The sequence below is a fragment of the Streptococcus shenyangsis genome (genome assembly GCF_006385785.1).
In the GTDB taxonomy this organism is placed as follows: Bacteria; Bacillota; Bacilli; order Lactobacillales; family Streptococcaceae; genus Streptococcus; species Streptococcus shenyangsis.
The window spans coordinates 30,884-56,196 of the sequence record NZ_VFSH01000005.1 but is presented as its reverse complement, the minus strand read 5'-3'; the positions used below and the strand labels follow the sequence as shown (position 1 = coordinate 56,196).

22 protein-coding genes are annotated in these 25,313 nt (G+C 42.2%); 17 read left to right on the top strand and 5 right to left on the bottom strand.

Going from position 1 to position 25,313, the window contains the following annotated elements:
• Positions 1-14: 14 nt before the first annotated feature.
• The 9 genes from metF to FJR77_RS05010 all read left to right on the top strand — a co-directional run bounded on the left by metF (position 15) and on the right by FJR77_RS05010 (position 9,799).
• Positions 15-881, top strand: coding sequence for a methylenetetrahydrofolate reductase [NAD(P)H] (gene metF, locus FJR77_RS05055; RefSeq protein ID WP_049524662.1), 867 nt, complete (start codon positions 15-17; stop codon positions 879-881).
• Positions 882-1,377: 496 nt separating this feature from the next.
• The gene (gene pnp / locus FJR77_RS05045) at positions 1,378-3,591 is read left to right on the top strand and encodes a polyribonucleotide nucleotidyltransferase (RefSeq protein ID WP_140833519.1); all 2,214 of its coding nucleotides are present in this window, start codon (positions 1,378-1,380) and stop codon (positions 3,589-3,591) included.
• Positions 3,592-3,606: 15 nt separating this feature from the next.
• Positions 3,607-4,224 carry a serine O-acetyltransferase gene (gene cysE, locus FJR77_RS05040; RefSeq protein ID WP_125431673.1) on the top strand — a complete coding sequence of 206 codons (618 nt, stop codon included), beginning with the start codon at positions 3,607-3,609 and terminating at the stop codon, positions 4,222-4,224.
• An 11-nt stretch (positions 4,225-4,235) separates the two neighbouring features.
• Entirely contained in the window at positions 4,236-5,120 is an 885-nt protein-coding gene (locus FJR77_RS05035; protein ID WP_140833517.1) for a GNAT family N-acetyltransferase, read from the top strand.
• A gap of 301 nt (positions 5,121-5,421) precedes the next feature.
• The gene (locus FJR77_RS05030) at positions 5,422-5,943 is read left to right on the top strand and encodes a dihydrofolate reductase family protein (protein ID WP_140833516.1); all 522 of its coding nucleotides are present in this window, start codon (positions 5,422-5,424) and stop codon (positions 5,941-5,943) included.
• A 17-nt stretch (positions 5,944-5,960) separates the two neighbouring features.
• The gene (gene cysS / locus FJR77_RS05025; protein ID WP_140833514.1) at positions 5,961-7,304 is read left to right on the top strand and encodes a cysteine--tRNA ligase; all 1,344 of its coding nucleotides are present in this window, start codon (positions 5,961-5,963) and stop codon (positions 7,302-7,304) included.
• Positions 7,297-7,683: a Mini-ribonuclease 3 gene (locus FJR77_RS05020; RefSeq protein WP_140833513.1), complete on the top strand. Its 387-nt coding sequence runs from the start codon at positions 7,297-7,299 to the stop codon at positions 7,681-7,683. The genes cysS and FJR77_RS05020 overlap by 8 nt, the downstream gene beginning before the upstream one ends.
• 3 nt (positions 7,684-7,686) lie before the next feature.
• Positions 7,687-8,556 (top strand): helix-turn-helix domain-containing protein, encoded by an 870-nt coding sequence (locus FJR77_RS05015; RefSeq protein ID WP_140833512.1) that lies wholly within the window; start codon positions 7,687-7,689, stop codon positions 8,554-8,556.
• Positions 8,557-8,668: 112 nt separating this feature from the next.
• On the top strand, positions 8,669-9,799 hold the full coding sequence (locus tag FJR77_RS05010; protein ID WP_000229946.1) for an ABC transporter ATP-binding protein: 1,131 nt from the start codon (positions 8,669-8,671) through the stop codon (positions 9,797-9,799).
• A gap of 96 nt (positions 9,800-9,895) precedes the next feature.
• Here FJR77_RS05010 and FJR77_RS05005 read toward each other — a convergent pair whose 3' ends face one another.
• From FJR77_RS05005 to FJR77_RS04985, 5 genes are all read right to left on the bottom strand, one after another.
• Positions 9,896-11,086, bottom strand: a complete 1,191-nt coding sequence (locus FJR77_RS05005) for a ferredoxin reductase family protein (protein ID WP_181146601.1) — start codon at positions 11,084-11,086, stop codon at positions 9,896-9,898.
• A gap of 142 nt (positions 11,087-11,228) precedes the next feature.
• Positions 11,229-11,888 (bottom strand): amino acid ABC transporter permease, encoded by a 660-nt coding sequence (locus tag FJR77_RS05000; protein WP_140833509.1) that lies wholly within the window; start codon positions 11,886-11,888, stop codon positions 11,229-11,231.
• A 9-nt stretch (positions 11,889-11,897) separates the two neighbouring features.
• Positions 11,898-12,575: an amino acid ABC transporter permease gene (locus tag FJR77_RS04995; RefSeq protein ID WP_140833508.1), complete on the bottom strand. Its 678-nt coding sequence runs from the start codon at positions 12,573-12,575 to the stop codon at positions 11,898-11,900.
• Between the two features lie 12 nt (positions 12,576-12,587).
• The gene (locus tag FJR77_RS04990; RefSeq protein WP_140833506.1) at positions 12,588-13,382 is read right to left on the bottom strand and encodes a transporter substrate-binding domain-containing protein; all 795 of its coding nucleotides are present in this window, start codon (positions 13,380-13,382) and stop codon (positions 12,588-12,590) included.
• A 10-nt stretch (positions 13,383-13,392) separates the two neighbouring features.
• Positions 13,393-14,151, bottom strand: a complete 759-nt coding sequence (locus FJR77_RS04985; protein WP_001229568.1) for an amino acid ABC transporter ATP-binding protein — start codon at positions 14,149-14,151, stop codon at positions 13,393-13,395.
• Positions 14,152-14,327: 176 nt separating this feature from the next.
• Here FJR77_RS04985 and recJ point away from each other — a divergent pair, with 176 nt between their 5' ends.
• The 8 genes from recJ to FJR77_RS04945 all read left to right on the top strand — a co-directional run bounded on the left by recJ (position 14,328) and on the right by FJR77_RS04945 (position 25,310).
• Entirely contained in the window at positions 14,328-16,550 is a 2,223-nt protein-coding gene (recJ, locus tag FJR77_RS04980; RefSeq protein WP_181146600.1) for a single-stranded-DNA-specific exonuclease RecJ, read from the top strand.
• A 173-nt stretch (positions 16,551-16,723) separates the two neighbouring features.
• On the top strand, positions 16,724-18,385 hold the full coding sequence (locus FJR77_RS04975; RefSeq protein WP_140833504.1) for a ribonuclease J: 1,662 nt from the start codon (positions 16,724-16,726) through the stop codon (positions 18,383-18,385).
• Between the two features lie 68 nt (positions 18,386-18,453).
• The gene (locus FJR77_RS04970) at positions 18,454-19,233 is read left to right on the top strand and encodes an alpha/beta hydrolase (protein WP_140833503.1); all 780 of its coding nucleotides are present in this window, start codon (positions 18,454-18,456) and stop codon (positions 19,231-19,233) included.
• Positions 19,234-19,363: 130 nt separating this feature from the next.
• Positions 19,364-20,584 (top strand): aminoacyltransferase, encoded by a 1,221-nt coding sequence (locus FJR77_RS04965; RefSeq protein WP_140833501.1) that lies wholly within the window; start codon positions 19,364-19,366, stop codon positions 20,582-20,584.
• Between the two features lie 4 nt (positions 20,585-20,588).
• Positions 20,589-21,821, top strand: coding sequence for a peptidoglycan bridge formation alanyltransferase MurN (gene murN, locus FJR77_RS04960; RefSeq protein ID WP_140833500.1), 1,233 nt, complete (start codon positions 20,589-20,591; stop codon positions 21,819-21,821).
• A 78-nt stretch (positions 21,822-21,899) separates the two neighbouring features.
• Positions 21,900-22,601: a M57 family metalloprotease gene (locus FJR77_RS04955; protein ID WP_140833498.1), complete on the top strand. Its 702-nt coding sequence runs from the start codon at positions 21,900-21,902 to the stop codon at positions 22,599-22,601.
• Between the two features lie 38 nt (positions 22,602-22,639).
• On the top strand, positions 22,640-24,487 hold the full coding sequence (gene uvrC, locus FJR77_RS04950; RefSeq protein WP_140833496.1) for an excinuclease ABC subunit UvrC: 1,848 nt from the start codon (positions 22,640-22,642) through the stop codon (positions 24,485-24,487).
• Complete coding sequence (locus FJR77_RS04945) at positions 24,477-25,310, top strand: metallophosphoesterase family protein (protein WP_140833494.1); 834 nt, start codon at positions 24,477-24,479, stop codon at positions 25,308-25,310. Before uvrC ends, FJR77_RS04945 begins: the two co-directional genes overlap by 11 nt.
• Positions 25,311-25,313: the final 3 nt, after the last annotated feature.

Sequence of the window (25,313 nt, the reverse complement as noted above, 5' to 3'; positions counted from 1 at the left end):
AAAGGATAATGACTATGTCACGCCAAACACCGTCACTCTCATTTGAAGTGTTCCCTCCAAACCCAGCAGTGGGTAATGATAACATTATTTCTGCTCTTCAAGATATGCAGGAGTTGGCTCCCCACTTTATCAGTGTGACTGCCAGCAATAATAAATTTAATATCAAGGAAACGACGGTCCGTTTGGCCGACTTTATCCAAAATGACTTGGCGATTCCGACTATTGCTCACTTGCCAGCCATCTATTTGACCAAGGACAAGGTTGCTGAAACCATTGCTGACTTGGACAAGGTTGGGGTGCAGAAAATCTTGGCTCTTCGTGGGGATATCATTCCAGATGTAGAGCCACAGAAAGATTTCCGATACGCAACCGACTTGATTGAGTTCATCAAGGAACAAGCCCCTCACTTTGATATTATTGGCGCTTGCTATCCAGAAGGGCATCCAGATTCACCAAATCAGATTTCAGATATTCAAAATCTCAAGAAGAAAGTAGATGCAGGCTGTTCGAGCCTCGTAACTCAGCTTTTCTTTGACAATGAGCGCTTCTATGATTTCCAAGACAAGTGCATCTTGGCTGGGATTGATGTTCCCATTCATGCAGGGATTATGCCAATTCTGAATCGAAATCAGGCTCTCCGTCTCTTGAAGACTTGTGAGAATATCCATCTTCCACGCAAATTTAAAGCCATCTTAGACAAGTATGAGCATGACCCTGAGTCGCTCAGAGCAGCAGGACTTGCCTATGCAGTGGACCAAATCGTGGACTTGGTAACTCAGGATGTTGCAGGTGTGCATCTCTACACTATGAACAATGCTGAAACAGCAAAATACATCCACCAAGCAACACATGCCTTGTTTAATCATCAGTCTCTAGGATAATAAAAAGCAAACCATTCTTCTCAGGTGAGGGGAATGGTTCCTTTTTAATGGTAAAGACCGCACTTTTTAAGAAAAATATGATAAAATAGACTCTGTACGTACTTGATACAAAGATGAGGGTATTAAAATTTCAAAGGCTTTGTCGATTCTCAATTTTATGACAGAAATTTTTTCATAATTTGTTCTTTTCAGTATTTAGTTTGAGCGAACGAACGAGTCAAATCGACGTTATTTGACGAGAGAGTTAGTAAAGCATTTAGCTAATCGCCTGATAGCAATTAGCGTGAAAGGTTTAGATACTTTAGTATCAAAACTTTCTAATGATTTGTATCTTGAGTAATTGAACACGCCTACAACTCTGTGGAAAAAGATAAATCTGCCTAGGAGTAGTCGCTCCGTCGTCCGATTTCCTATTTTCCTTTGAGTTGCTTAACGGCTTAGTATCTTGATTTTTGTAGGCAAGACGTATAATATTATCAATCCAAAGGGGATTAAAATGACAAAACAAGTGTTTCAAACGACTTTTGCGGGTCGTGAGTTAATTGTAGAGACTGGTCAGGTTGCCAAGCAAGCAAACGGCTCTGTTGTCGTGCGTTACGATGAGTCAACTGTCTTGACTGCGGCCGTTATGTCTAAAAAGATGGCAACTGGGGATTTCTTCCCTCTTCAAGTCAACTACGAAGAAAAAATGTATGCGGCTGGGAAATTTCCTGGTGGCTTTATGAAGCGTGAAGGACGTCCTTCAACAGATGCGACTTTGACAGCGCGTTTGATTGACCGTCCAATCCGTCCCATGTTTGCGGAAGGTTTCCGTAACGAAGTCCAAGTCATCAACACCGTTCTTTCTTATGATGAAAATGCTTCTGCACCAATGGCAGCTATGTTTGGTTCATCCTTAGCGCTTTCTATTTCAGATATTCCATTTGACGGACCAATCGCTGGGGTGCAAGTGGGCTATGTGGATGGTCAAATCATCATCAACCCTACGCAAGAACAAGCAGAGCAATCGCTTCTTGAATTGACAGTAGCTGGTACCAAGCACGCCATCAACATGGTTGAGTCTGGTGCTAAAGAATTGTCAGAAGAAATCATGCTGGAAGCTCTCCTTAAAGGGCACGAAGCAGTTAAAGAATTGATCGCCTTCCAAGAAGAAATCGTTGCTGCTGTCGGTAAAGAAAAAGCAGAAGTGGAATTGCTTCATGTAGACGCTGACTTGCAAGCTGAAATTATCGCAGCCTACAACAGTGACCTCCAAAAGGCAGTTCAAGTAGAAGAAAAATTGGCTCGTGAAGCTGCAACTCAAGCAGTGAAAGACCAAGTGACTGCTGTTTACGAAGAAAAATATGCAGACCACGAAGAATTTGACCGTATCATGCGTGATGTGGCTGAAATCCTGGAACAAATGGAACACGCAGAAATGCGCCGCTTGATTACAGAAGATAAGGTGCGTCCTGACGGTCGTAAGGTTGATGAAATCCGTCCTTTGGATGCGGTTGTTGACTTCCTTCCTCGTGTACACGGTTCTGGTCTCTTCACTCGTGGGCAAACTCAGGCCCTTTCAGTCTTGACCTTGGCTCCGATGGGTGAAACTCAAATCATTGATGGTTTGGATCCAGAGTACAAGAAACGCTTTATGCACCACTATAACTTCCCTCAATACTCTGTAGGGGAAACTGGTCGTTACGGTGCGCCAGGTCGTCGTGAAATTGGTCACGGTGCTCTTGGTGAGCGTGCTCTTGCTCAAGTTTTGCCAAGCTTGGAAGAATTCCCATATGCGATCCGACTTGTAGCGGAGGTCTTAGAATCAAACGGTTCTTCTTCTCAAGCCTCTATCTGTGCTGGAACTCTTGCCCTTATGGCTGGTGGTGTGCCAATCAAGGCTCCAGTAGCTGGTATTGCCATGGGTCTGATTTCAGATGGAAACAACTATACAGTCTTGACAGATATCCAAGGTTTGGAAGATCACTTTGGAGATATGGACTTTAAGGTTGCAGGTACTCGTGACGGGATTACAGCCCTTCAAATGGATATCAAAATCCAAGGGATTACTGCAGAAATCTTGACTGAGGCTCTTGCCCAAGCCAAGAAAGCGCGTTTTGAAATCCTTGATGTGATTGAAGCAACCATTCCAGAAGTTCGTCCAGAATTGGCTCCAACTGCACCGAAAATTGATACCATCAAGATTGATGTGGATAAGATCAAGATTGTCATCGGTAAGGGTGGAGAAACCATCGACAAGATTATCGCTGAAACAGGTGTTAAGATTGATATCGACGAAGAAGGAAATGTGTCTATTTACTCTAGCGACCAAGATGCTATTAACCGTGCTAAAGAAATTATTGCTGGTTTGGTCCGTGAAGCCAAAGTAGATGAAGTTTACCGTGCTAAAGTCGTTCGTATCGAGAAATTTGGTGCCTTTGTTAACCTCTTTGATAAGACAGATGCCCTTGTTCATATCTCTGAGATGGCTTGGACGCGTACCAATAATGTCGAAGACTTGGTAGCAATCGGGGATGAAGTTGATGTTAAGGTTATCAAGATTGATGAAAAAGGACGTGTGGATGCTTCTATGAAAGCTCTTCTTCCTCGTCCTCCAAAACCTGAACGTGATGAAAAAGGCGAAAAGTCTGAGAGATCTCACCGCCCACGTCATCACAAGGATCACAAACCTAAGAAAGAATTTACAGAAACACCAAAAGATTCAGAATAAGAAAAGGAGAAATGTATGGGATGGTGGCGCGAAACCATTGATATCGTAAAAGAAAATGATCCAGCGGCCCGCACCACTTTGGAGGTTTTGCTGACTTATCCAGGTGTCAAGGCCTTGGCGGCCCACCGTCTCTCGCATTTTCTCTGGAAGCATGGCTTCAAACTACTGGCTCGTATGCACAGTCAGTTTTGGCGCTTCTGGACTCAAATTGAGATTCATCCAGGTGCCCAGATTGATTCAGGTGTCTTTATCGACCATGGTTCTGGCTTGGTGATTGGAGAGACAGCTATCGTTGAGACGGGAGTTCTCCTCTATCATGGGGTGACTCTTGGGGGAACAGGGAAAGACTGTGGAAAACGCCATCCTACCGTTCGAAAGGGAGCCTTGATATCAGCTCATGCCCAAGTCATTGGACCCGTTGAAATCGGTGAAAATGCCAAGGTCGGTGCAGCAGCAGTAGTTGTTGCAGATGTTCCAAGTGATGTGACAGTGGTCGGAATTCCTGCTAAGATCGTCCGAGTTCATGGACAGAAGGATGAGCCAACGATTCATGAAGTTGAAGAAAAACGAGAGTACTACGTCAATAAACTCGAGCAGGCTAAAGATGCCAGTCACAGATCGTCTGGTTTGTAGAGGATGGCTATATGATTCAAGCAAGAAACAAGTTAAGCCAAGAGGAGTTATCTGAGGCGAAAAAACTAATTAACTGTTGCCAAAACTATGACGGTACCTATCGTGATCCCTATCTCTCTAACATGCTTAATTTTGACCCAAACATGCCCGCCTTTTTCCTTTATTATGAAAAAGGCGAACTTGTTGGTCTATTAACTGTTTATGCTGATGACCAAGATGTGGAAGTGACGATACTGGTTCATCCAGATCATCGTCGTCAGGGAATTGCGCGTGCATTGCTTACTAGTTTTGAGAAAGAAACGGCTTCTTTCTCTATTTGTTCAGTCACTTTTCAGACAGAGCGTGTTTTTCTAAAGCGCCATCCTGATTTTGTCAACAACTGGGGACTGGTCGAGGATGAAGAGACAGAAACCTGGTTAGGTAAGGATAGAAGACCTTATCCGTTAGCAACTGTTTCCAATCTTGAAGTTTTGTTAGCAGATCGTTCCTATCAGGATCAAATTAGTCAGTTAAAATTTCAGGCTTTCTCAGAGGAACATGAGTCTAGAGAGATTGTGGATAGATATGTCGCTGAAGCTCTGAAAGATCCAGAAAGTCGCCTATATATTTTATTAAAAAATGGTCAGGTTATTGGGACTTGCACGGTTGATTTATCGACTAATACGAATTACTTCTACGGTTTAGCAATATCTGAACTTGAACGTGGGAAAGGCTATGGAAGCTATTTAGCAAAATCCCTTGTCAACCAACTAATTGAGCAAAATGAGAAGGAATTTCAGATTGCCGTGGAGGATAGCAATGTAGGTGCCAAACGTTTGTATGAAAAAATTGGCTTTGTCAAACAGACCCAGGTGGTTTATCTGAATGATAAAGGAGCAAGGGATTCCGAAGTGTAGAGATATTCGGACTGAAATTCAATTGAACTCTTAGTGATGAAACTAACTGTTCTCGGATTTTAGTTTTTTTGACTATTATTTTATGATTAAAATCTATGACACCTTGAGCCGGAAGTAGACAGGAGAGGCGCTTGAATGTTTAAGAATGAACCTTTCTGCTGCAGATTGGTATTGCTATTGTCTGGCTTATTTTTCTTGTCCAGCAAGGATTTTGCTGAATACTTTGATTAGCTTAGGTATAATCATCTGGGTCTATCCCGCTAAGTGAAGGCGAAGCAGAACTAGAAAGGAAACTACAAGAATGGCAGTATATTTTTACGGCTGTGTCACCATGGATGGCTACTTGGCAGACAGCCAGCACAGGATAGACTGGTTGCATCAGCTTGGTTCTGTAGAGGATACAGGCTATGATGACTTTTACAGGCAAATGGATATCACCATCATGGGCAAGCGGACCTTTGAGGAAATCCAAGATTTGCAAGATGTAGAAAGTTTTTATCAAGCTACGGAAAACTATGTCTTTACGCATGATAGGCACCTGCCTGTCAGCAATTACCAGCCAGTAGCTGGGGATGTGGTGGACTTTGTTCACCAGATTGACAAAGGCAAAAATGTCTTTGTGATTGGTGGTAATTCCATAGTAGGACCGCTCTTGGATGCGGATCTTTTCGATCACCTCATTATTCAGATAGCGCCCCTTATCCTAGGAAAGGGGGTTCCCCTCTTTACCCAAGAGGAAGGGCAGCGCTTTTACCAACTGGATAGCCTCAGACAATTTGGTCCTTTTGCAGAGCTGGTTTTCAGCCGAAAAAGTCAGAAATAGAGAAGGGAGTGGACCGCATGATTAAAATTTACGATACCATGTCTCGTGATTTGCGAGAGTTTGTCCCGATTGAGGATGGTAAGGTTAAGATGTATGTTTGTGGGCCAACGGTGTACAACTATATTCACGTGGGGAATGCCCGTTCGACGGTGGCTTTTGATACCATTCGTCGCTACTTTGAATATCGTGGTTATGACGTTGCCTATATTTCCAATTTTACGGATGTGGATGATAAGATTATCAACCGTGCCAAGGAAGAAGGTATCACGCCTCAGGAGGTTGCGGACAAGTACATCGCTGCCTTTCGTGAGGATGTGACGGCCTTGGGCGTCAAACCTGCGACTCGCCATCCGCGTGTGGTGGAGTTTATGGATGACATTATCCGCTTTGTGGAAGAGTTGATTGAAAAAGGCTTTGCCTACGAGAGTCAAGGGGATGTCTATTTCCGTGTGGAAAAATCCCACAACTATGCCAAGTTGGCCAATAAAACCTTGGAAGATTTGGAGCTGGGTGCTTCAGGTCGTACCGATGAAGAAACGGCTCGTAAGGAAAATCCTGTAGACTTTGCCCTCTGGAAAGCTGCCAAGCCAGGCGAGATTTCTTGGGATAGTCCTTGGGGACCTGGTCGTCCGGGCTGGCACATCGAGTGTTCAGTCATGTCGACAGAGATTTTGGGCGACACCATTGATATCCACGGTGGTGGAGCCGATCTGGAGTTTCCTCATCATACCAATGAAATTGCCCAGTCAGAAGCCAAAACAGGTAAGACCTTTGCCAACTACTGGATGCACAATGGCTTTGTCAATATCGACAATGTCAAGATGTCCAAGTCCTTGGGTAACTTTATCACAGTGCACGATGCTCTCAAAACTCTTGATGGACAAGTGCTTCGTTTCTTCTTTGCGACTCAACACTACCGTAAGCCAATCAATTTTACAGAAAAGGCAGTGCGGGATGCAGAGACTAATCTCAAGTATCTGAAGAATACTTACGAGCAACCATTTACTGGAACTGTAGATGCGCAAGAGTTGCAAGCCTTTAAAGATAAGTTTGTAGCAGCAATGGATGAGGATTTCAACTCTGCCAACGGTATTACAGTAGTCTTTGAAATGGCCAAGTGGATCAACTCTGGCAACTATGATGCAGCGGTTAAGGAAGTTCTTGCGGATATGTTGGAAGTCTTTGGAATTGTCTTTATTGAGGAAGTTTTGGATGCAGAGATTGAAGACTTGATCCAAAAACGCCAAGAAGCGCGTGCCAATCGTGACTTTGCGACAGCGGACCAGATCCGTGACCAATTGGCTGCTCAAGGTATTAAGCTCCTTGACACCAAAGATGGAGTGAGGTGGACATGTGATTGATGTCAATCTCATTAACGGGATTGCGTTAGCTTTTGAGGGGGACGCGGTGTATTCTATGTATATTCGCCGCCACCTCATCCTCAAAGGTATGACCAAACCCAATAAACTCCATCAAGAAGCAACCAAGTATGTGTCAGCCAAGGCTCAGGCTCGCCTGATTTCCCTCATGTTGGAGGAGCAAGTCTTGATGGAAAAAGAAGAAGAAATCTACAAGCGTGGTCGCAATACCAATAGCCACACCAAGGCCAAAAATGCTGATGTGGTGACTTACCGTATGTCCACAGGTTTTGAAGCCGTGATGGGCTATCTCCATATGACTGAAAATATGGAGCGTCTTGAGAGCTTGATTTCGTGGTGCATCCGAAAAGTGGAGGGCTAGGAGATGATGGCAAAAGAACTACAAGACTGGTTTCCTGAGGCTCGGATTTCAGACCAACCAGTAGAGAAAGAGGGCTATCTCACGCTCCCTTTGGCTTCTCAGCAGTGGCTTTTGCTGGAGAAATCTGGGCTCAGCGAGCGTGAAAAGCAGTTGGTTGCTCTTTTGACCCAGCAGGAGCAATCTAGTTCGCTCAATCCTTGGTATCCCTATCTGATTGAGGGGAAGGGGCAAGCACCGCAAGCTTTCAAAAAGATTCAGTTGGTTTATTGTCATCTTTCCTATTTCCAACAGGAGAATTTGACGTCTTGGCTAGATATGATGCGGACTCTTTTTCCCAACTGTCAGACGGTGATTCAGGTGGGAGCGCAGGATTACATTTTTGTTCTCCAACAAGATAAGTACACCTCTGTACGTTCAATCTTATCTGATACGATTGAAGCGGTTGAGTATGACTTTGGACTTCGTCTCTCTATCATGTTGGGTCAGGTTTGGTCTCAGACAGGCCATCAAGCCCTATCAGACTTAATCAAAGCGGAGCGCGATTTGTTTAAGACTTGGTGGCGTCAGGGTCATCAAGGTGTTCATACTTTTTCTCAGCTCTATCTTTGGAGTATGGGAGAAAGACTCGTGGACTTGAAGGCAATCAAGGAATGTCTACACCAGATGATTTTGGATCAAGATCAGATTCAGGAAATCATTCTCTCTCTTTGGGAAAATAGTGCTGTTCTCACTAAAACAGCCCAGCAACTCTATCTGCACCGCAATTCTCTCCAATACAAGATTGATAAGTGGGAAGAATTGACAGGGCTACAGTTGAAGGAATTGACTGACCTGACCTTGTGTTATCAATTGATTTTACCAGATATTCTCTAAAGTTTTGTGCAAGTTGCACAGAACTTTTTTATTTTTTTGGTCACCTTGCCATAGAAATGTAAAGCGTTTTCATCTATAATAAAACTATCAAAAGACAAAAGGAGTTCACCTCATGGTAGAATTGAATCTTAAAAATATTTACAAAAAATATCCAAACAGCGAACACTACTCAGTTGAAGACTTCAACTTGGACATCAAAGACAAAGAGTTTATCGTTTTCGTAGGTCCTTCAGGATGTGGTAAATCAACAACTCTTCGTATGATTGCTGGTCTTGAAGACATCACAGAAGGTACTGCATCTATCGATGGCGTGGTTGTCAACGACGTAGCTCCAAAAGACCGTGACATCGCCATGGTATTCCAAAACTACGCTCTTTACCCACACATGACTGTTTATGACAACATGGCTTTCGGTTTGAAATTGCGTAAATACAGCAAAGAAGACATCGACAAACGTGTGCAAGAAGCAGCTGAAATCCTTGGATTGAAAGAATTCTTGGAACGTAAACCTGCTGACCTTTCAGGTGGTCAACGTCAACGTGTTGCCATGGGTCGTGCGATCGTCCGTGACGCAAAAGTATTCTTGATGGACGAGCCTTTGTCAAACTTGGATGCCAAACTTCGTGTATCAATGCGTGCTGAAATCGCTAAAATTCACCGTCGTATCGGGGCTACAACTATCTACGTAACTCACGACCAAACAGAAGCGATGACACTTGCAGATCGTATCGTTATCATGTCAGCAACTAAGAACCCTGCTGGTACAGGTACTATCGGACGTGTAGAACAAATCGGTTCTCCTCAAGAAGTTTACAAAAACCCAGTTAACAAATTCGTTGCAGGATTCATCGGAAGTCCAGCAATGAACTTCATCAATGTGAAATTGGTTGGTAGCGAAATTATTTCAGACGGTTTCCGTTTGAAAGTTCCAGAAGGCGCTTTGAAAGTACTTCGTGAAAAAGGCTATGAAGGTAAAGAATTGATTTTCGGTATTCGTCCAGAAGATGTGAATGCAGAACCTGCTTTCCTTGAAACATTCCCAGAATCAGTTGTAAAAGCTACTATCTCTGTATCAGAATTGCTTGGTTCAGAATCTCACCTTTACTGCCAAGTTGGTAAAGATGAATTTGTTGCCAAAGTTGATGCTCGTGACTACTTGCAAACAGGTGCAACAGTTGAACTTGGATTTGACTTGAACAAAGCACATTTCTTCGATGTAGAAACTGAAAGAACAATTTACTAAGATAAATGAAATTCAAAGCACTGCTAGAAATCTGGCAGTGTTTTTGAGTGTTTGCGTAGAAAAAACTCCTGGGAAATTCCAGGAGAATGTAGTTGGTTATTTGAACTTGAATCCTTCGTAAATAAGCTCTGCTTTTGGATTTTGTTTCTTAATCTGTTTAGCAAGTGACTTCATCATAGAAAGAGGACCACACATATAGACGCTTGCATGTTCGGGCACTTCTTTTTGTTCAAAATTAAGATAGCCGTCTTTCCTACTGTCTACTAGATGGAGTTCAAAATTAGGATTTTTCTGAGCATAGTCACGGAGCAAATCTAGGTAGACTGCATTTTCCTCTCCACGGAAGCTATAGTAGAAGTGAACCTGTTTATCTAAAATAGGATGTTCACGGATGTAAGAGATGAAGGGGGTGATCCCAATACCTCCAGCAATCCAAACCTGATTTTCTCGTCCTTCTTCTATGATCATGTGTCCGTAAGCTCTGTCTACGCTTACTTTGCTGCCGACTTGAAGATTGTCATAGATATTCTTGGTATGGTCACCTGAATTTTTAACAGTAAAGTAAAGAGTTTGACCATGACCTCCTGAGATAGAAAAGGGATGCGGAGCACTTTCAAAACTTTCTTGGAAAATCTTTAGGAAGGCAAATTGTCCTGATTGATAGTTGAAAGGTCTGCTAAGATGGATTTGAATTTCTCTAGTATCGTGATTTAAGCGTTTGAGATTGGTAATTTTCCCTAGATAAGGGAAGCCAATCTTTTGATAAAGGAAGATGATATAAAAACCAGCTAGCAAGCCTAAAAGGGCATAGCTACCAACAAGAAAACTTAGAGGATTAAATGTAAGGAGACGATTGCCCATCATCATGTAGACGTGAAAGAGTCCAAAAATATAAGCTAGATAAACCAGGCGGTGAATCCATCGCCAAGCTTCGTATTGGATGTATTTGCCTAAATAGGCGACAAGGATGATGCTGACAAAGATATAGATGGCAAGGTTGCCAAACTGAGCAGCTAAGCGAGATCCCCACAAACCGCCCATACTAAAATTATGAAAGATGAGTAGGATGATGGAGAGAAAGGCTGTGAATTTGTGGACAGTATAGACCTTCTCCAAACCGTGGAACCAGCTTTCTAGTAGGGGGAGACGAGTGGCTAGGATAAAAGTCAGAGATAGGCTTGTTAAAGCTAGTCCTGGAATCATGAATTGGAGAGAAGTGCTCATCCAAGTCAAAATAGTCAAGACAAAACTAGCTATGATAAAGAGTAGTCCTTTGAGTGATTTCATAGAAAATTCCATTTCATTAAGATTAGATTTGTTGTAAATAAATTTGTTACATTTTATCATAGAAAAAGTATGGTGTCAAATTGAGGTCTATAAATATCTACTATCATCAAAAAACTCTCCAATTTAACTGGAGAGTGGCTGTTTATTCTGCAGATTGTTGCCAACGTTTTGCTAGCATATGAGACAGACTAGAAATGGCTAGGTTAAAGCTGAAGTAGATGAGGGCAATCAGGATATACAGACTGAAGACTTGCTCTGGTTCGAAATAACGGCCCATGAGAATTTGGCTGGCTCCAAAGAGTTCTTGTAGGGCGATAACAGAGTAGAGAAGACTGGTATCCTTAATTACGGTTACAAACTGGGAAATGATGGCTGGCAGCATTTTGCGAATAGCTTGTGGAAGAATGATGTGGTAGAGGATTTGGACTGAGGTGAAGCCTTGTGACATTCCTGCTTCGTATTGTCCCTTGTCTACGGCATTGAGACCGCCTCGAATAATCTCAGCTAGGGCCGCTGAGGTAAAGAGGGTAAAGGCGGTAATGCCTGCTGGAGTGGATTTCATCTTGAACACCAAAAAGATGGTGAAAATCCAAAGAAGGTTGGGAACGTTACGCACAAACTCGATGTAAATGCTGGAGATGATACGTAAGACAGGATTTTTCCCATTTCTCATGACGGCTAGCACCGTTCCGATAAGGGTAGAGAGGACGATGGCAATTAGAGAAATATAGAGGGTCAAGCCAAATCCTTTAAAGATAAAGACTAGGTTATCTGGGGTCAAAACTTCTAAAATGGATTCCATAGTAACCTCCTAAAGTGAATAGGCTTTTTTGTTGGTTTGCTCCATCTTGCGACCAAACTGGGCAACAGGAAAGCATAGAGAAAAGTAGAGAAGGGCAGCGCCTAAAAAGGCTGGGATATAGTTTCCGTTAAGAGCCGACCAAGATTTGGTTACAAACATCAAGTCCACTCCAGAAATGATAGCGACTGTCGAGGTGTTTTTGATGAGGTTAACAATTTGGTTGGTCAAAGGAGGGAGAATGATACGAAAGGCCTGAGGCAAGATAATCAAGCGCATGGCACTGATATAGGTAAAGCCTTGAGACAAGGCGGACTCCATCTGACCGCTAGGAATAGACTGAATACCTGAGCGAATCACCTCAGCGATATAGGCTCCGTGATAGAGTCCTACGCAGAGAACAGCTGTCCAATAAATCGGAATCATGATGATATGGTCACTGATTAGAGGTAGACCATAAAAAACGATGACAAACTGCACCAAGAGGGGAGTGTTTTGATAAAACTCCACAAATATGCGAGCCAAAATTCTCAATATCGGACGTTTACTGGTTGACATGGCTCCGAAGAAGATGCCTAAAATCATGGCTAGGATAAAGGATCCAATCGCTAGGGCAAGGGTGAAGAGGAAACCATTGAAAAATTGTCCAAAATCCTGAAAATAGGCTGTCCAAGATGATAAATCTGTCATAGGGTGTCCTCCTTAATCTGCAGTATGGCTAGATGGTTTGAGCTTGTAACGGTCATAAAGTTTTTGCAAACTACCATCCTTGCTCCATTTAGTGACCAAGTTATCAAGATAGTCGTTGAGCTCTGTATTTGATTTCTTAGTAACGATACCGTAGTCAGATGGCTTGAAACTATCATCTAGTAGTTCTGTCCGCTTACTGATGTAGCCAGATAGGATAGAACGGTCAACGGAAAAGGCATCGATACGGTGAGCGTGAAGGGAAGTAATCAATTCTGGGTAGGAACCAAGTTCGACGAATTTAAAGGTCAGGCCTTTCTTTTTACCCAGTTCGGTAATCAGGCGTTGGGTAATGGAACCTTGGGCAACTCCGATGGTTTTTCCGTTTAAGTCCTCAATACTTTTGATTTTGGCAGACTTATTGACCAAAAAGCCAGAAGCATCTGTGTAGTAAGGGCTGGTGAAGTTGTAGAGTTTTTTGCGTTCGTCTGTGATGGTAAAGGTCGCGATATCCATATCGACCTGTTCATTGTCTAGAAGAGGTCCGCGAGTTTGTGCTGTAACTGGCACATAGCGAACCTTGACTTTAAGCTCATCAGCTACCATCTTGGCTAAGTCAGTTTCAATACCAGAATAGGTCCCTGTCTTGGGATCTTTGTAGCCGAAATTGGGAACGTCTTGTTTGACACCAACAACCAGCTCGCCTCTCTTTTGAATGTCTGCGACGCTGGTATCAGCCTGCACTAGTTTTGTAGCAGCAAGGCCGAAAAGGCTAATCAATAATGCTGATAAAAAGAATTTCTTTTTCATAGAGACCTCCTTATTTTACTTTGTCACTTTCGTGGTTGATGATTTTGCTGAGGAATTGTTGGGCACGAGGTTCGCTTGGATTGTCGAAAAAGTCATCGACATCGGTCGTATCTACCAAAACTTCTCCGTCAGCCATAAAGATGATGCGGTCAGCAACTTCACGGGCAAAGCCCATTTCATGAGTCACGATAATCATATTCATACCATCGTGGGCCAATTTTTGCATAACAGCCAGAACATCACCGATGGTTTCAGGGTCAAGGGCAGATGTTGGTTCATCAAAGAGAAGGAGTTCAGGATGCATAGCGAGTCCACGAGCAATGGCAATTCGTTGTTTTTGTCCACCGGATAGCATGGCTGGATAAGAATCTTTTTTGTCCCACATATTTACAAATTCTAGATATTTTTGGGCTGTTTTTTCAGCTTCTTTTTTATCAATTCCTAGAACTTTTATGGGTGCGAGTGTTACGTTTTCTAACACTGTTTTGTGAGGGTAAAGGTTAAAATGCTGGAAAACCATGCCGACTTCCTTGCGAAGAGGAACCAAATCTTTCTGGCTGGCACCAGCAACTTGGTGCCCATTTACTAGAAGACTTCCTTTATCAACAGCCTCCAAACCATTGATGGTGCGGATAAGAGTGGATTTCCCAGAACCAGAAGGGCCTAGGAGTACAACGACTTGTCCTTTTTCAAAACGGAGATTGATGTCGCGGAGTGCATGGTAGTCTCCGTAATATTTTTCGACGTGTTCAAATTCTACTAAAGCCATAAGGAATCTCCTTTGTGTTAGATTTTATAACATGATTTTACACCAAAAGAATTACCTTGTCAAATCATATCTGAAAAAATTCACTAAAATTTTATAAAAAAGCAATCTGGATAGAGAAAAAGCCTAAATCATGTTATAATGAAGCGATAGAATTCTTAGAAAGAGTGGATGTCTTTTTGATAACACCTACTTATGAATGGCAGTTTGCCCCGCAAGTAGAAGATGCGGATTTTACAAAGATAGCCAAGAAGGCTGGACTGGGTCCTGAGGTGGCTCGGTTATTATTTGAGAGAGGGATTCAGGACCAAGAAAGTTTGAAGAAGTTTTTAGAACCTTCCTTGGAGGACTTGCACGACCCTTATCTGCTTCATGATATGGATAAGGCAGTGGAGCGGATTCGTCAGGCCATTGAAGAAGGGGAAAATATTCTCATTTATGGAGATTACGATGCGGATGGAATGACTTCGGCTTCGATTGTTAAGGAAAGTTTGGAACAGCTTGGCGCTGAGTGCCGTGTTTACTTGCCCAATCGCTTTACCGATGGCTATGGACCAAATGCCAGTGTCTATAAATATTTTATCGAGCAAGAAGGAATTTCCTTGATTGTAACTGTGGATAATGGGGTAGCTGGTCACGAGGCTATTGAATTGGCCCAGTCTATGGGAGTAGATGTCATTGTGACTGACCACCATTCCATGCCTGAAACCTTACCAGATGCTTATGCTATTGTCCATCCTGAGCATCCAGATGCGGACTATCCTTTTAAATATTTGGCTGGTTGTGGAGTGGCTTTCAAACTGGCGTGTGCTCTTTTAGAAGAAGTACAAGTGGAATTGCTTGATTTGGTCGCTATTGGTACCATTGCGGATATGGTGAGTTTGACGGATGAGAACCGTATCTTGGTTCAGTATGGTCTGGAAATGTTGGGGCACACTCAGCGCATTGGTCTACAAGAAATGCTGGATATAGCTGGGATTGCAGCCAACGAAGTGACAGAAGAGACAGTTGGTTTCCAGATTGCCCCTCGTTTGAATGCCTTGGGGCGCTTGGATGATCCTAATCCTGCCATTGATTTGCTGACTGGGTTTGATGATGAGGAAGCACACGAGATTGCCCTTATGATTCATCAGAAAAACGAAGAGCGCAAGGAAATCGTGCAATCTATCTATGAAGAAGCCAAGACTATGGTGGATCCTGAGAAGAAGGTCCAAGTCTTGGCTAAGGAAGGCTGGAATCCTGGAGTTCTAGGAATCGTGGCTGGTCGTTTGTTGGAAGAACTAGGACAGACAGTCATCGTTCTCAATATAGAGGACGGTCGTGCCAAGGGCAGTGCTCGTAGTGTGGAAGCGGTCGATATTTTTGAAGCCTTGGATCCTCATCGAGACCTCTTCATAGCCTTTGGTGGCCATGCTGGTGCAGCTGGCATGACGCTGGAAGTTGAGAAACTTTCAGATTTATCTCAGGTCTTGGAAGATTATGTCCGTGAAAAAGGTGCAGATACTGCTGGTAAGAACAAGTTAAATCTAGATGAAGAGTTGGATTTGGAGACTTTGAGTCTTGAAACAGTCAAGAACTTTGAACGTTTGGCACCTTTTGGCATGGACAATCAGAAACCTGTCTTTTATATCAAGGATTTTCAGGTCGAAAGTGCCCGTACTATGGGGGCAGGCAATGCCCATCTCAAGCTGAAAATTTCCAAGGGTGAGGCGAGTTTTGAAGTGGTAGCCTTTGGACAAGGCAGATGGGTAACAGAGTTTTCTCAAACCAAGAATCTAGAGCTGGCAGTCAAATTGTCTGTCAACCAATGGAATGGCCAAACTGCCCTGCAGTTGATGATGGTGGATGCGCGTGTGGAGGGTGTTCAACTCTTTAACATTCGTGGGAAAAATGCAGTCTTGCCAGAAGGGGTTCCAGTCTTGGATTTTGCTGGAGAAGTGCCAGATATAGAAACTAGTGAAGCTGTTGTAGTGAAAACCATTCCTGAGGATATTACCCTGCTGAAAACTATTTTTCAGGAACAGCATTTCTCTGCTGTTTATTTCAAAAATGATATTGACAAGGCCTACTATCTAACAGGATATGGGACTAGAGAGCAGTTTGCTAAATTGTACAAGACCATTTACCAGTTCCCAGAGTTTGATATTCGCTACAAGCTGAAAGATTTGGCCACTTATCTCAATATTCAACAAATCTTGCTGGTCAAGATGATTCAAGTATTTGAAGAACTAGGCTTTGTGACGATCACAGATGGTGTCATGACAGTGAATAAAGAGGCACCAAAGCGGGAAATCGGAGAAAGTCAGATTTACCAAAATCTCAAACAAACCGTCAAAGATCAAGAAATGATGGCGCTGGGTACTGTGCAAGAAATTTATGACTTTTTAATGGAAAAAGAATAGCAGATAGGAAAGAGTTGGGCAACCAGCTCTTTTTTGAAAACAAATCTTCATTTTGAAAATCATCAAAAAAATGGTATAATGGTAGGAAAAGATTCGGCTAAAAGTAATAGTGCTTTTAGAATAAGAGGGCAAGTAACCCTATAATCAAGATAAATTAAGCTTTCGGAGGAAAAATGAGTAATATCAGTTTAACAACACTTGGTGGTGTGCGTGAAAATGGGAAAAATATGTATATCGCTGAAATCGATGGATCTATTTTCGTTTTGGATGCAGGTCTAAAGTACCCTGAAAATGAACAACTAGGGGTAGACGTAGTTATTCCAAATATGGACTACCTTTTTGAAAATAGCGACCGTATCGCAGGGGTCTTCTTGACCCATGGCCATGCGGATGCCATTGGTGCTCTGCCTTATCTCTTGGCTGAAGCCAAGGTACCTGTATTTGGCTCTGAGTTGACCATTGAATTGGCCAAACTCTTTGTCAAAGGAAATGATACGGTTAAGAAATTCAATGATTTCCATGTCATTGATGAGGATACGGAGATTGATTTTGGAGGGACTGTGGTTTCCTTCTTCCGTACGACCCACTCGATCCCAGAGAGTCTGGGTGTGGTCTTGAAGACCGCTGAAGGCAGCATCGTTTACACAGGTGACTTCAAATTTGACCAGACAGCTAGTGAATCTTATGCGACAGACTTCGCTCGTTTGGCAGAAATCGGTCGTGATGGAGTTCTAGCACTTCTCAGTGATTCAGCTAATGCAGATAGTAATATCCAGGTGGCTAGCGAAAGTGAGGTTGGGGACGAAATCACTCAAACCATTGCGGACTGGGATGGTCGTATCATTGTTGCAGCAGTAGCCAGCAACCTCTCTCGTATCCAGCAGGTGTTTGACGCTGCGGATGCAACAGGGCGTCGTGTGGTCTTGACAGGGTTTGATATTGAAAATATCGTCCGTACTGCGATTCGCCTCAAGAAATTGTCTCTAGCTAACGAAAGTCTTTTGATTAAACCAAAAGATATGTCTCGTTTTGAAGACCATGAGTTGATCATCCTTGAGACAGGTCGTATGGGTGAGCCTATCAACGGTCTTCGTAAGATGTCAATTGGTCGCCACCGTTATGTGGAAATTAAGGACGGTGACCTGGTTTATATCGTAACGACTCCATCTATCGCCAAAGAAGCAGTTATGGCCCGTGTGGAAAATATGATTTACCAAGCTGGTGGTGTTGTCAAATTGATCACCCAAAACTTACGTGTGTCAGGCCACGGAAATGCGCGTGATTTGCAGTTGATGATCAATCTCTTGCAACCCAAGTATCTCTTCCCGATTCAAGGGGAATACCGCGAGTTGGATGCCCATGCTAAGGCTGCTATGGCAGTTGGGATGTTGCCAGAACGCATTTTTATTCCTAAAAAGGGAACCAGCATGTCTTATGAGAATGGGGACTTTGTCCCAGCTGGAGCGGTTTCGGCAGGGGATGTCTTGATTGACGGAAATGCCATCGGTGATGTTGGGAATGTGGTTCTTCGTGACCGTAAGGTCTTGTCAGAGGATGGTATTTTCATCGTAGCAATTACTGTTAACCGTCGTGAGAAGAAAATTGTGGCCAAGGCTCGTGTTCACACGCGTGGGTTTGTTTATCTCAAGAAGAGTCGCGATATTCTCCGTGAAAGTTCAGAATTGATTAACCAAACGGTTGAAGAGTATCTTCAAGGAGATGACTTTGATTGGGCAGATCTCAAAGGGAAGGTTCGTGATAATCTGACCAAGTACCTCTTTGATCAAACCAAGCGTCGTCCAGCTATTTTACCAGTAGTCATGGAAGCGAAATAATCTTTGAAATAAACAGAGAGAAAGTCGAATTTCGGCTTTTTCTTATCGGAAAATAGAAGGAGAAAATCATGGCAGTAATGAAAATTGAGTATTACTCACAAGTATTGGATATGGAGTGGGGAGTGAATGTCCTCTACCCTGATGCCAATCGAGTGGAAGATCCAGAATGTAAAGATATCCCTGTCTTGTATCTTTTGCATGGGATGTCTGGCAATCATAATAGTTGGCTCAAGCGAACCAATGTAGAACGCTTGCTTCGAGGAACCAATCTTATCGTCGTCATGCCCAATACCAGCAACGGTTGGTACACCGATACCCAGTATGGTTTTGACTATTACACAGCTCTAGCAGTGGAATTACCACAGGTTCTAAAACGCTTCTTCCCTAACATGACCAGTAAGCGTGAAAAGACCTTTATCGCTGGTCTCTCCATGGGAGGCTATGGCTGCTTTAAATTGGCTCTTGCTACAAATCGTTTCTCTCACGCAGCTAGTTTTTCAGGCGCCCTGAGCTTTCAAGATTTTTCTCCTGAAAGCCAAAATTTGGGAACGCCAGCTTATTGGAGAGGTGTGTTTGGGGAAATTAAAGATTGGACCACTAGCCCTTATTCTCTTGAAAGTCTGGCAAAAAAATCGGACAAAAAGACCAAGCTTTGGGCTTGGTGTGGCGAGCAGGATTTCTTGTATGAAGCCAATAATCTGGCAGTGAAAAACCTCAAAAAACTAGGTTTTGATATGACCTATAGCCATAGCGCTGGAACTCATGAGTGGTATTATTGGGAAAAACAATTGGAAGGTTTTTTAGCAACCCTACCAATTGATTTCAAATTGGAAGAGAGATTGAGCTAGTTTTTTATAAATAAACTACCATTTATAGTTATTCTTGGCTTAAAAACAATTATGGAAGTCTATTTTCACTAGACTTTTTAATCGAAAATAGTAAAATAGTAGAGAGATACTAGTTGAAAGAGAGAAAAATATGTATCGTTATCAGCTTGGGATACCATTATCAGAGTATGATGATTTTGTAAAAGAACATCCCATGGTTAATCTATTACAAAGCAGTGCTTGGGAAAAAGTGAAATCTGATTGGAATCATGAGAGACTTGGGGTTTATGAAGGGGAGAACTTACTGGCTGTGGCTAGTATTCTCATAAAATCTCTGCCTTTGGGGTATAAAATGTTTTATATTCCAAGAGGTCCTATATTGGATTACAGGGATACAGAACTTTTAAAGTTTGTCCTGCAGTCTATTAAGTCTTATGCTCGTAGTAAGAGAGCGGTTTTTGTGACTTTCGATCCAAGCATTTGTCTATCTCAACATTTGGTTAATCAAGATAAAAGAGAATATCCTGAAAATCTTGCTATTGTTGAGATTTTAGGGCAACTAGGAGTGAAGTGGTCTGGGCGGACAATCGAGATGGATGACACCATTCAGCCTCGTATTCAGGCGAAAATATATAAGGAAAATTTTGAAGAAGATAAACTTTCTAAATCAACGAGGCAAGCTATCCGAACAGCACGGAACAAAGGGCTTGAAATTCAATATGGTGGACTGGAACTATTAGATTCATTTTCGGAGTTGATGAAAAAAACTGAGAAGCGCAAAGAGATTCATTTAAGAAACGAAGCCTATTATAAAAAATTATTAGATAACTTCAAAGAAGATTCCTATATCACGCTAACGAGTTTGGATGTTTCTAAGCGTTTAAGAGAATTAGAAGAACAGTTAGAAAAAAATAGAGTAGTTGCAGAAAAATTTAATGATGCAACCAAATCTTCAAAAGTTCAGGAAAATATAAAAGAAAAAGAACGTTTAGAAGAGGAAATAGATTTCTTGCAGGGATATATGAATATGGGAAAATCAAACATTCCTTTATCGGCTACTTTAAGTTTGGAATTTGGTACTACCTCTGTCAATCTATATGCTGGTATGGATGATGATTTTAAACGTTACAATGCACCAATTTTAACTTGGTATGAAACGGCTCGCTATGCCTTTGAGCGAGGTATGGTGTGGCAAAATTTAGGTGGTGTTGAAAACTCTCTCAATGGTGGACTTTATCAGTTTAAGGAAAAATTTAATCCAACGATTGAAGAATATTTGGGTGAATTTACAATGCCCACTCATCCTCTCTATCCTCTGTTAAGACTTGCTCTTGATTTCCGTAAAACATTAAGAAAAAAACATAGAAAGTAAGTATATGGCACTAACTACACTCACGAAAGAAGAGTTTCGTACTTATTCTGATCAGGTTTCTTCTCGTTCCTTTATGCAATCGGTCCAGATGGGGGACTTGTTAGACAAAAGAGGGGCTCGAATTGTTTATCTTGCTTTGAAACAAGAAGGAGAGATTCAAGTTGCAGCTCTGGTTTATAGCTTGCCCATGCTGGGGGGGCTGCATATGGAGCTCAATTCGGGTCCGATTTATACCCAACAAGATGCTCTTCCAGTTTTTTATGCGGAGTTAAAAGAATATGCTAAGCAAAATGGTGTATTAGAGTTGCTTGTAAAACCTTATGAAACGTATCAAACTTTTGATAGTGAAGGTAATCCAATAGATGCTGAGAAAAAAAGTATCATTCAAGGTTTAACTGATTTAGGTTATCAATTTGATGGATTGACAATGGGTTATCCAGGTGGAGAACCAGATTGGTTATACTATAAAGATTTGACTGAATTAACTGAAAAGAATTTGCTTAAAAGTTTTAGCAAAAAGGGCAAACCCTTGGTGAAAAAGGCTGAAACGTTTGGCATTCGGTTGAAAAAGTTAAAACGTGAAGAATTATCGATTTTTAAGAATATAACAAAAGAAACCTCTGAACGTAGAGAATATAGTGATAAAAGTTTAGAATATTATGAGCACTTTTATGATTCATTTGGAGAACAGGCGGAGTTTCTCATAGCAAGCTTAAATTTTTCGGAGTATATGAGCAAATTGCAAGGTGAACAAAGTAAACTAGAAGAAATCTTGGACAAGTTGCGACTTGATTTGAGTAAAAATCCTCATTCTGAGAAAAAACAAAATCAACTGAGAGAATATTCTAGTCAATTTGAAACTTTTGAAGTTCGAAAAGCAGAAGCGAGAGACTTGATTGAAAAATATGGAGAAGAAGATATTGTTTTAGCCGGGAGTTTATTTGTTTATATGCCTCAGGAAACGACTTACCTCTTTAGTGGTTCCTACACTGAATTTAATAAGTTCTATGCCCCTGCGCTACTTCAAAAATATGTTATGTTGGAAAGTATAAAACGTGGAATACCTAAATACAACTTCCTAGGTATTCAAGGGATTTTTGATGGTAGTGATGGTGTTTTGCGTTTTAAACAAAATTTTAATGGCTATATTGTACGCAAAGCGGGTACTTTCCGTTACCATCCATCACCTTTAAAATACAAAGCTATTCAGTTATTCAAAAAAATATTAGGACGTTAAGATGAAAAAGCCAGTATTTAGCTTTCTTTCAGCTTGTTTTAGTAAAATAGACTTTATTTGCTAGAAAGGTGGAGAGATATGCGTTGGCTTTTTCGTTTGATAGGGGCTTTCTTTTCTTTTGTGTGGCGTTTGTTTTGGCGCCTGGTTTGGATAGTTGTTCTCTTATGCGCTCTTGCTTTTGGTTTTCTCTGGTATCTGAACGGGGATTTTCAAGGAGCGCTAAAGCAAGCAGAGCGGTCGGTAAAAATTGGTCAACAAAGTATCGACCAATGGGAAAGAACAGGGCAACTGCCTAAGTTGAACCAGACTGATAGCCACCAACATTCTGAAGGAAGGTGGTCACAGGCTTCTGCTCGTATTTACTTGGATCCCCAGATGAATTCACGCTTTCAAGAGGCGTATTTAGAAGCGATTCAGAATTGGAATCAAACTGGTGCTTTTAATTTTGAACTCGTGACTGAGGTCAGCAAGGCAGATATTACGGCTACGGAGATGAACGATGGAAACACTCCTGTGGCAGGAGAGGCGGAAAGTCAAACCAACTTCTTAACAGGACAATTCTTGTCTGTCACGGTGCGGTTGAATCATTATTATCTGTCCAATCCTGACTATGGCTATTCCTATGAGCGCCTTGTCCATACGGCAGAACATGAGTTGGGGCATGCTATTGGCTTGGACCATACAGATGAGAAGTCTGTGATGCAACCAGCAGGTTCTTTTTATGGTATCCAGAAAGAGGATGTTGAAAACCTTCGAAAATTATATGAGACCAATGAGTAGGGGACTATCTTTCCCTACTTTTTTGCTATAATGGAACTATGAATAACTTGATTAAATCAAAACTGGAGCTCTTGCCTACCAGCCCTGGTTGCTACATTCACAAGGATAAAAACGGTACGATTATCTATGTAGGAAAGGCTAAAAATCTACGTAACCGCGTGAGGTCTTATTTCCGTGGGAGTCACGATACAAAAACAGAGGCCTTGGTGTCTGAAATTGTGGATTTTGAATTTATTGTTACGGAGTCCAATATTGAGGCACTTCTCCTAGAAATCAACCTGATCAAGGAAAATAAGCCCAAATACAATATCATGCTCAAGGATGATAAGTCCTATCCTTTCATCAAAATCACCAATGAGCGCTATCCTCGTTTGATTATCACTCGTCAGGTCAAAAAGGACGGAGGTCTCTACTTTGGCCCTTATCCAGATGTGGGGGCAGCCAATGAAATCAAGCGGTTGCTGGATCGGATTTTCCCTTTTCGTAAGTGTACCAATCCACCGTCTAAGGTCTGTTTTTACTACCATATCGGTCAATGTATGGCCCATACCATCTGTAAGAAGGATGAGGCCTACTTCAAATCTATGGCTCAGGAGGTTTCTGATTTTCTGAAAGGGCAGGATGACAAAATCATTGATGCTCTTAAGGGAAAAATGGCAGCGGCAGTCCAGACTATGGAATTTGAACGTGCAGCGGAATACCGTGACCTGATTCAGGCTATTGGAACGCTTCGAACCAAGCAACGGGTCATGGCTAAGGATCTCCAGAATCGTGATGTCTTTGGCTACTATGTGGACAAGGGTTGGATGTGTGTTCAGGTTTTCTTTGTCCGTCAGGGAAAACTCATTGAGCGCGATGTCAATCTTTTCCCCTATTACAATGATCCAGACGAAGATTTCTTGACCTATGTGGGACAGTTCTATCAAGAAAAATCTCACCTGGTTCCCAATGAGGTACTGATTCCGCAGGATATTGACGAAGAAGCTGTCAAGGCTTTGGTAGACACCAAGATTCTTAAGCCTCAACGTGGAGAGAAAAAGCAACTGGTCAATTTGGCTATAAAGAATGCTCGAGTCAGTCTAGAGCAGAAATTTAATCTGCTAGAGAAATCTGTCGAAAAGACCCAAGGGGCTATTGAAAATCTGGGACGCTTGCTTCAAATCCCAACCCCAGTTCGTATCGAGTCCTTCGATAACTCTAATATCATGGGAACTAGTCCTGTTTCAGCCATGGTAGTCTTTGTCAATGGAAAACCCAGTAAGAAGGATTACCGTAAGTACAAGATAAAAACCGTAGTCGGGCCAGACGACTATGCTAGTATGCGAGAGGTTATCCGCAGACGCTATGGTCGAGTACAGCGTGACGGTTTGACTCCTCCAGATTTGATTGTCATTGATGGAGGACAAGGTCAGGTCAATATCGCCAAGCAAGTCATCCAAGAGGAACTGGGCTTGGATATACCCATTGCAGGTCTGCAAAAGAATGATAAGCACCAAACCCATGAATTGCTCTTTGGAGATCCGCTTGAGGTGGTGGAGTTGTCTAGAAATTCTCAGGAATTTTTCCTCCTTCAACGCATCCAAGATGAGGTCCACCGCTTTGCCATTACTTTCCACCGCCAACTGCGCTCCAAAAATTCCTTTTCATCACAACTGGATGGGATTGAAGGTCTGGGGCCTAAACGCAAACAGAATCTCATGAAACATTTCAAGTCTCTCACTAAAATCAAGGAAGCCAGTGTGGATGAGATTGTCGAAGTTGGAGTACCTAGAGCGGTTGCAGAGGCTGTGCAGAGGAAGTTGAATCCGCAGGAAGAAGTGGAATTGGTTCAAGTGGCGGAAGAAAGAGTAGATTGCCAAACGGAAGGAAACCATCATGAACTATAAAATCGCAATTTTATCAGATATTCATGGCAATGCGACGGCCTTAGAAGCAGTGATTGCAGATGCTAAAAATCAAGAAGTCAGTGAATACTGGCTTCTGGGAGATATTTTTCTTCCTGGTCCAGGCGCAAATGATCTGGTCGCTCTGCTGAAGGGACTTCCTATAACGGCAAGTGTTCGAGGTAATTGGGATGATTGTGTCCTTGAGGCCTTGGATGGCGAATATGGTTTGGAACATCCACAAGAAATCCAGCTCATGCGATTGACCCAGTTTTTGATGGAGCGAATGGATCCTGCAACGATTGTCTGGTTACGAAGCTTACCTTTGCTAGAAAAGAAAGAAGTTGACGGACTGCGCTTTTCTCTTTCTCATAATTTGCCAAATAAGAACTATGGTGGTGACTTGCTAGTTGAGAATGATACAGAGAAATTTGATCAACTGCTAGATGCGGAAACCGACGTGGCAGTCTATGGTCATGTTCACAAGCAATTGCTTCGTTATGGCAGTCAAGGGCAACAAATTATCAATCCAGGTTCGATTGGTATGCCCTATTTTAATTGGGAAAAGTTAAAAAATCACCGTGCCCAGTATGCCGTGATAGAGATTGAAGATGGGGAATTGGTAAATATCCAATTTCGTAAAGTCGCTTATGATTATGAAGCGGAGTTAGAATTGGCCAAATCCAAGGGGCTTCCCTTTATCGAAATGTATGAAGAACTACGTCGTGAAGATAACTATCAGGGACACAATCTGGAACTCTTAGCCAGCTTAATAGAAAAGCATGGGTATGTAGAGGATGTGAAGGATTATTTTGATTTTTTGTAAGAG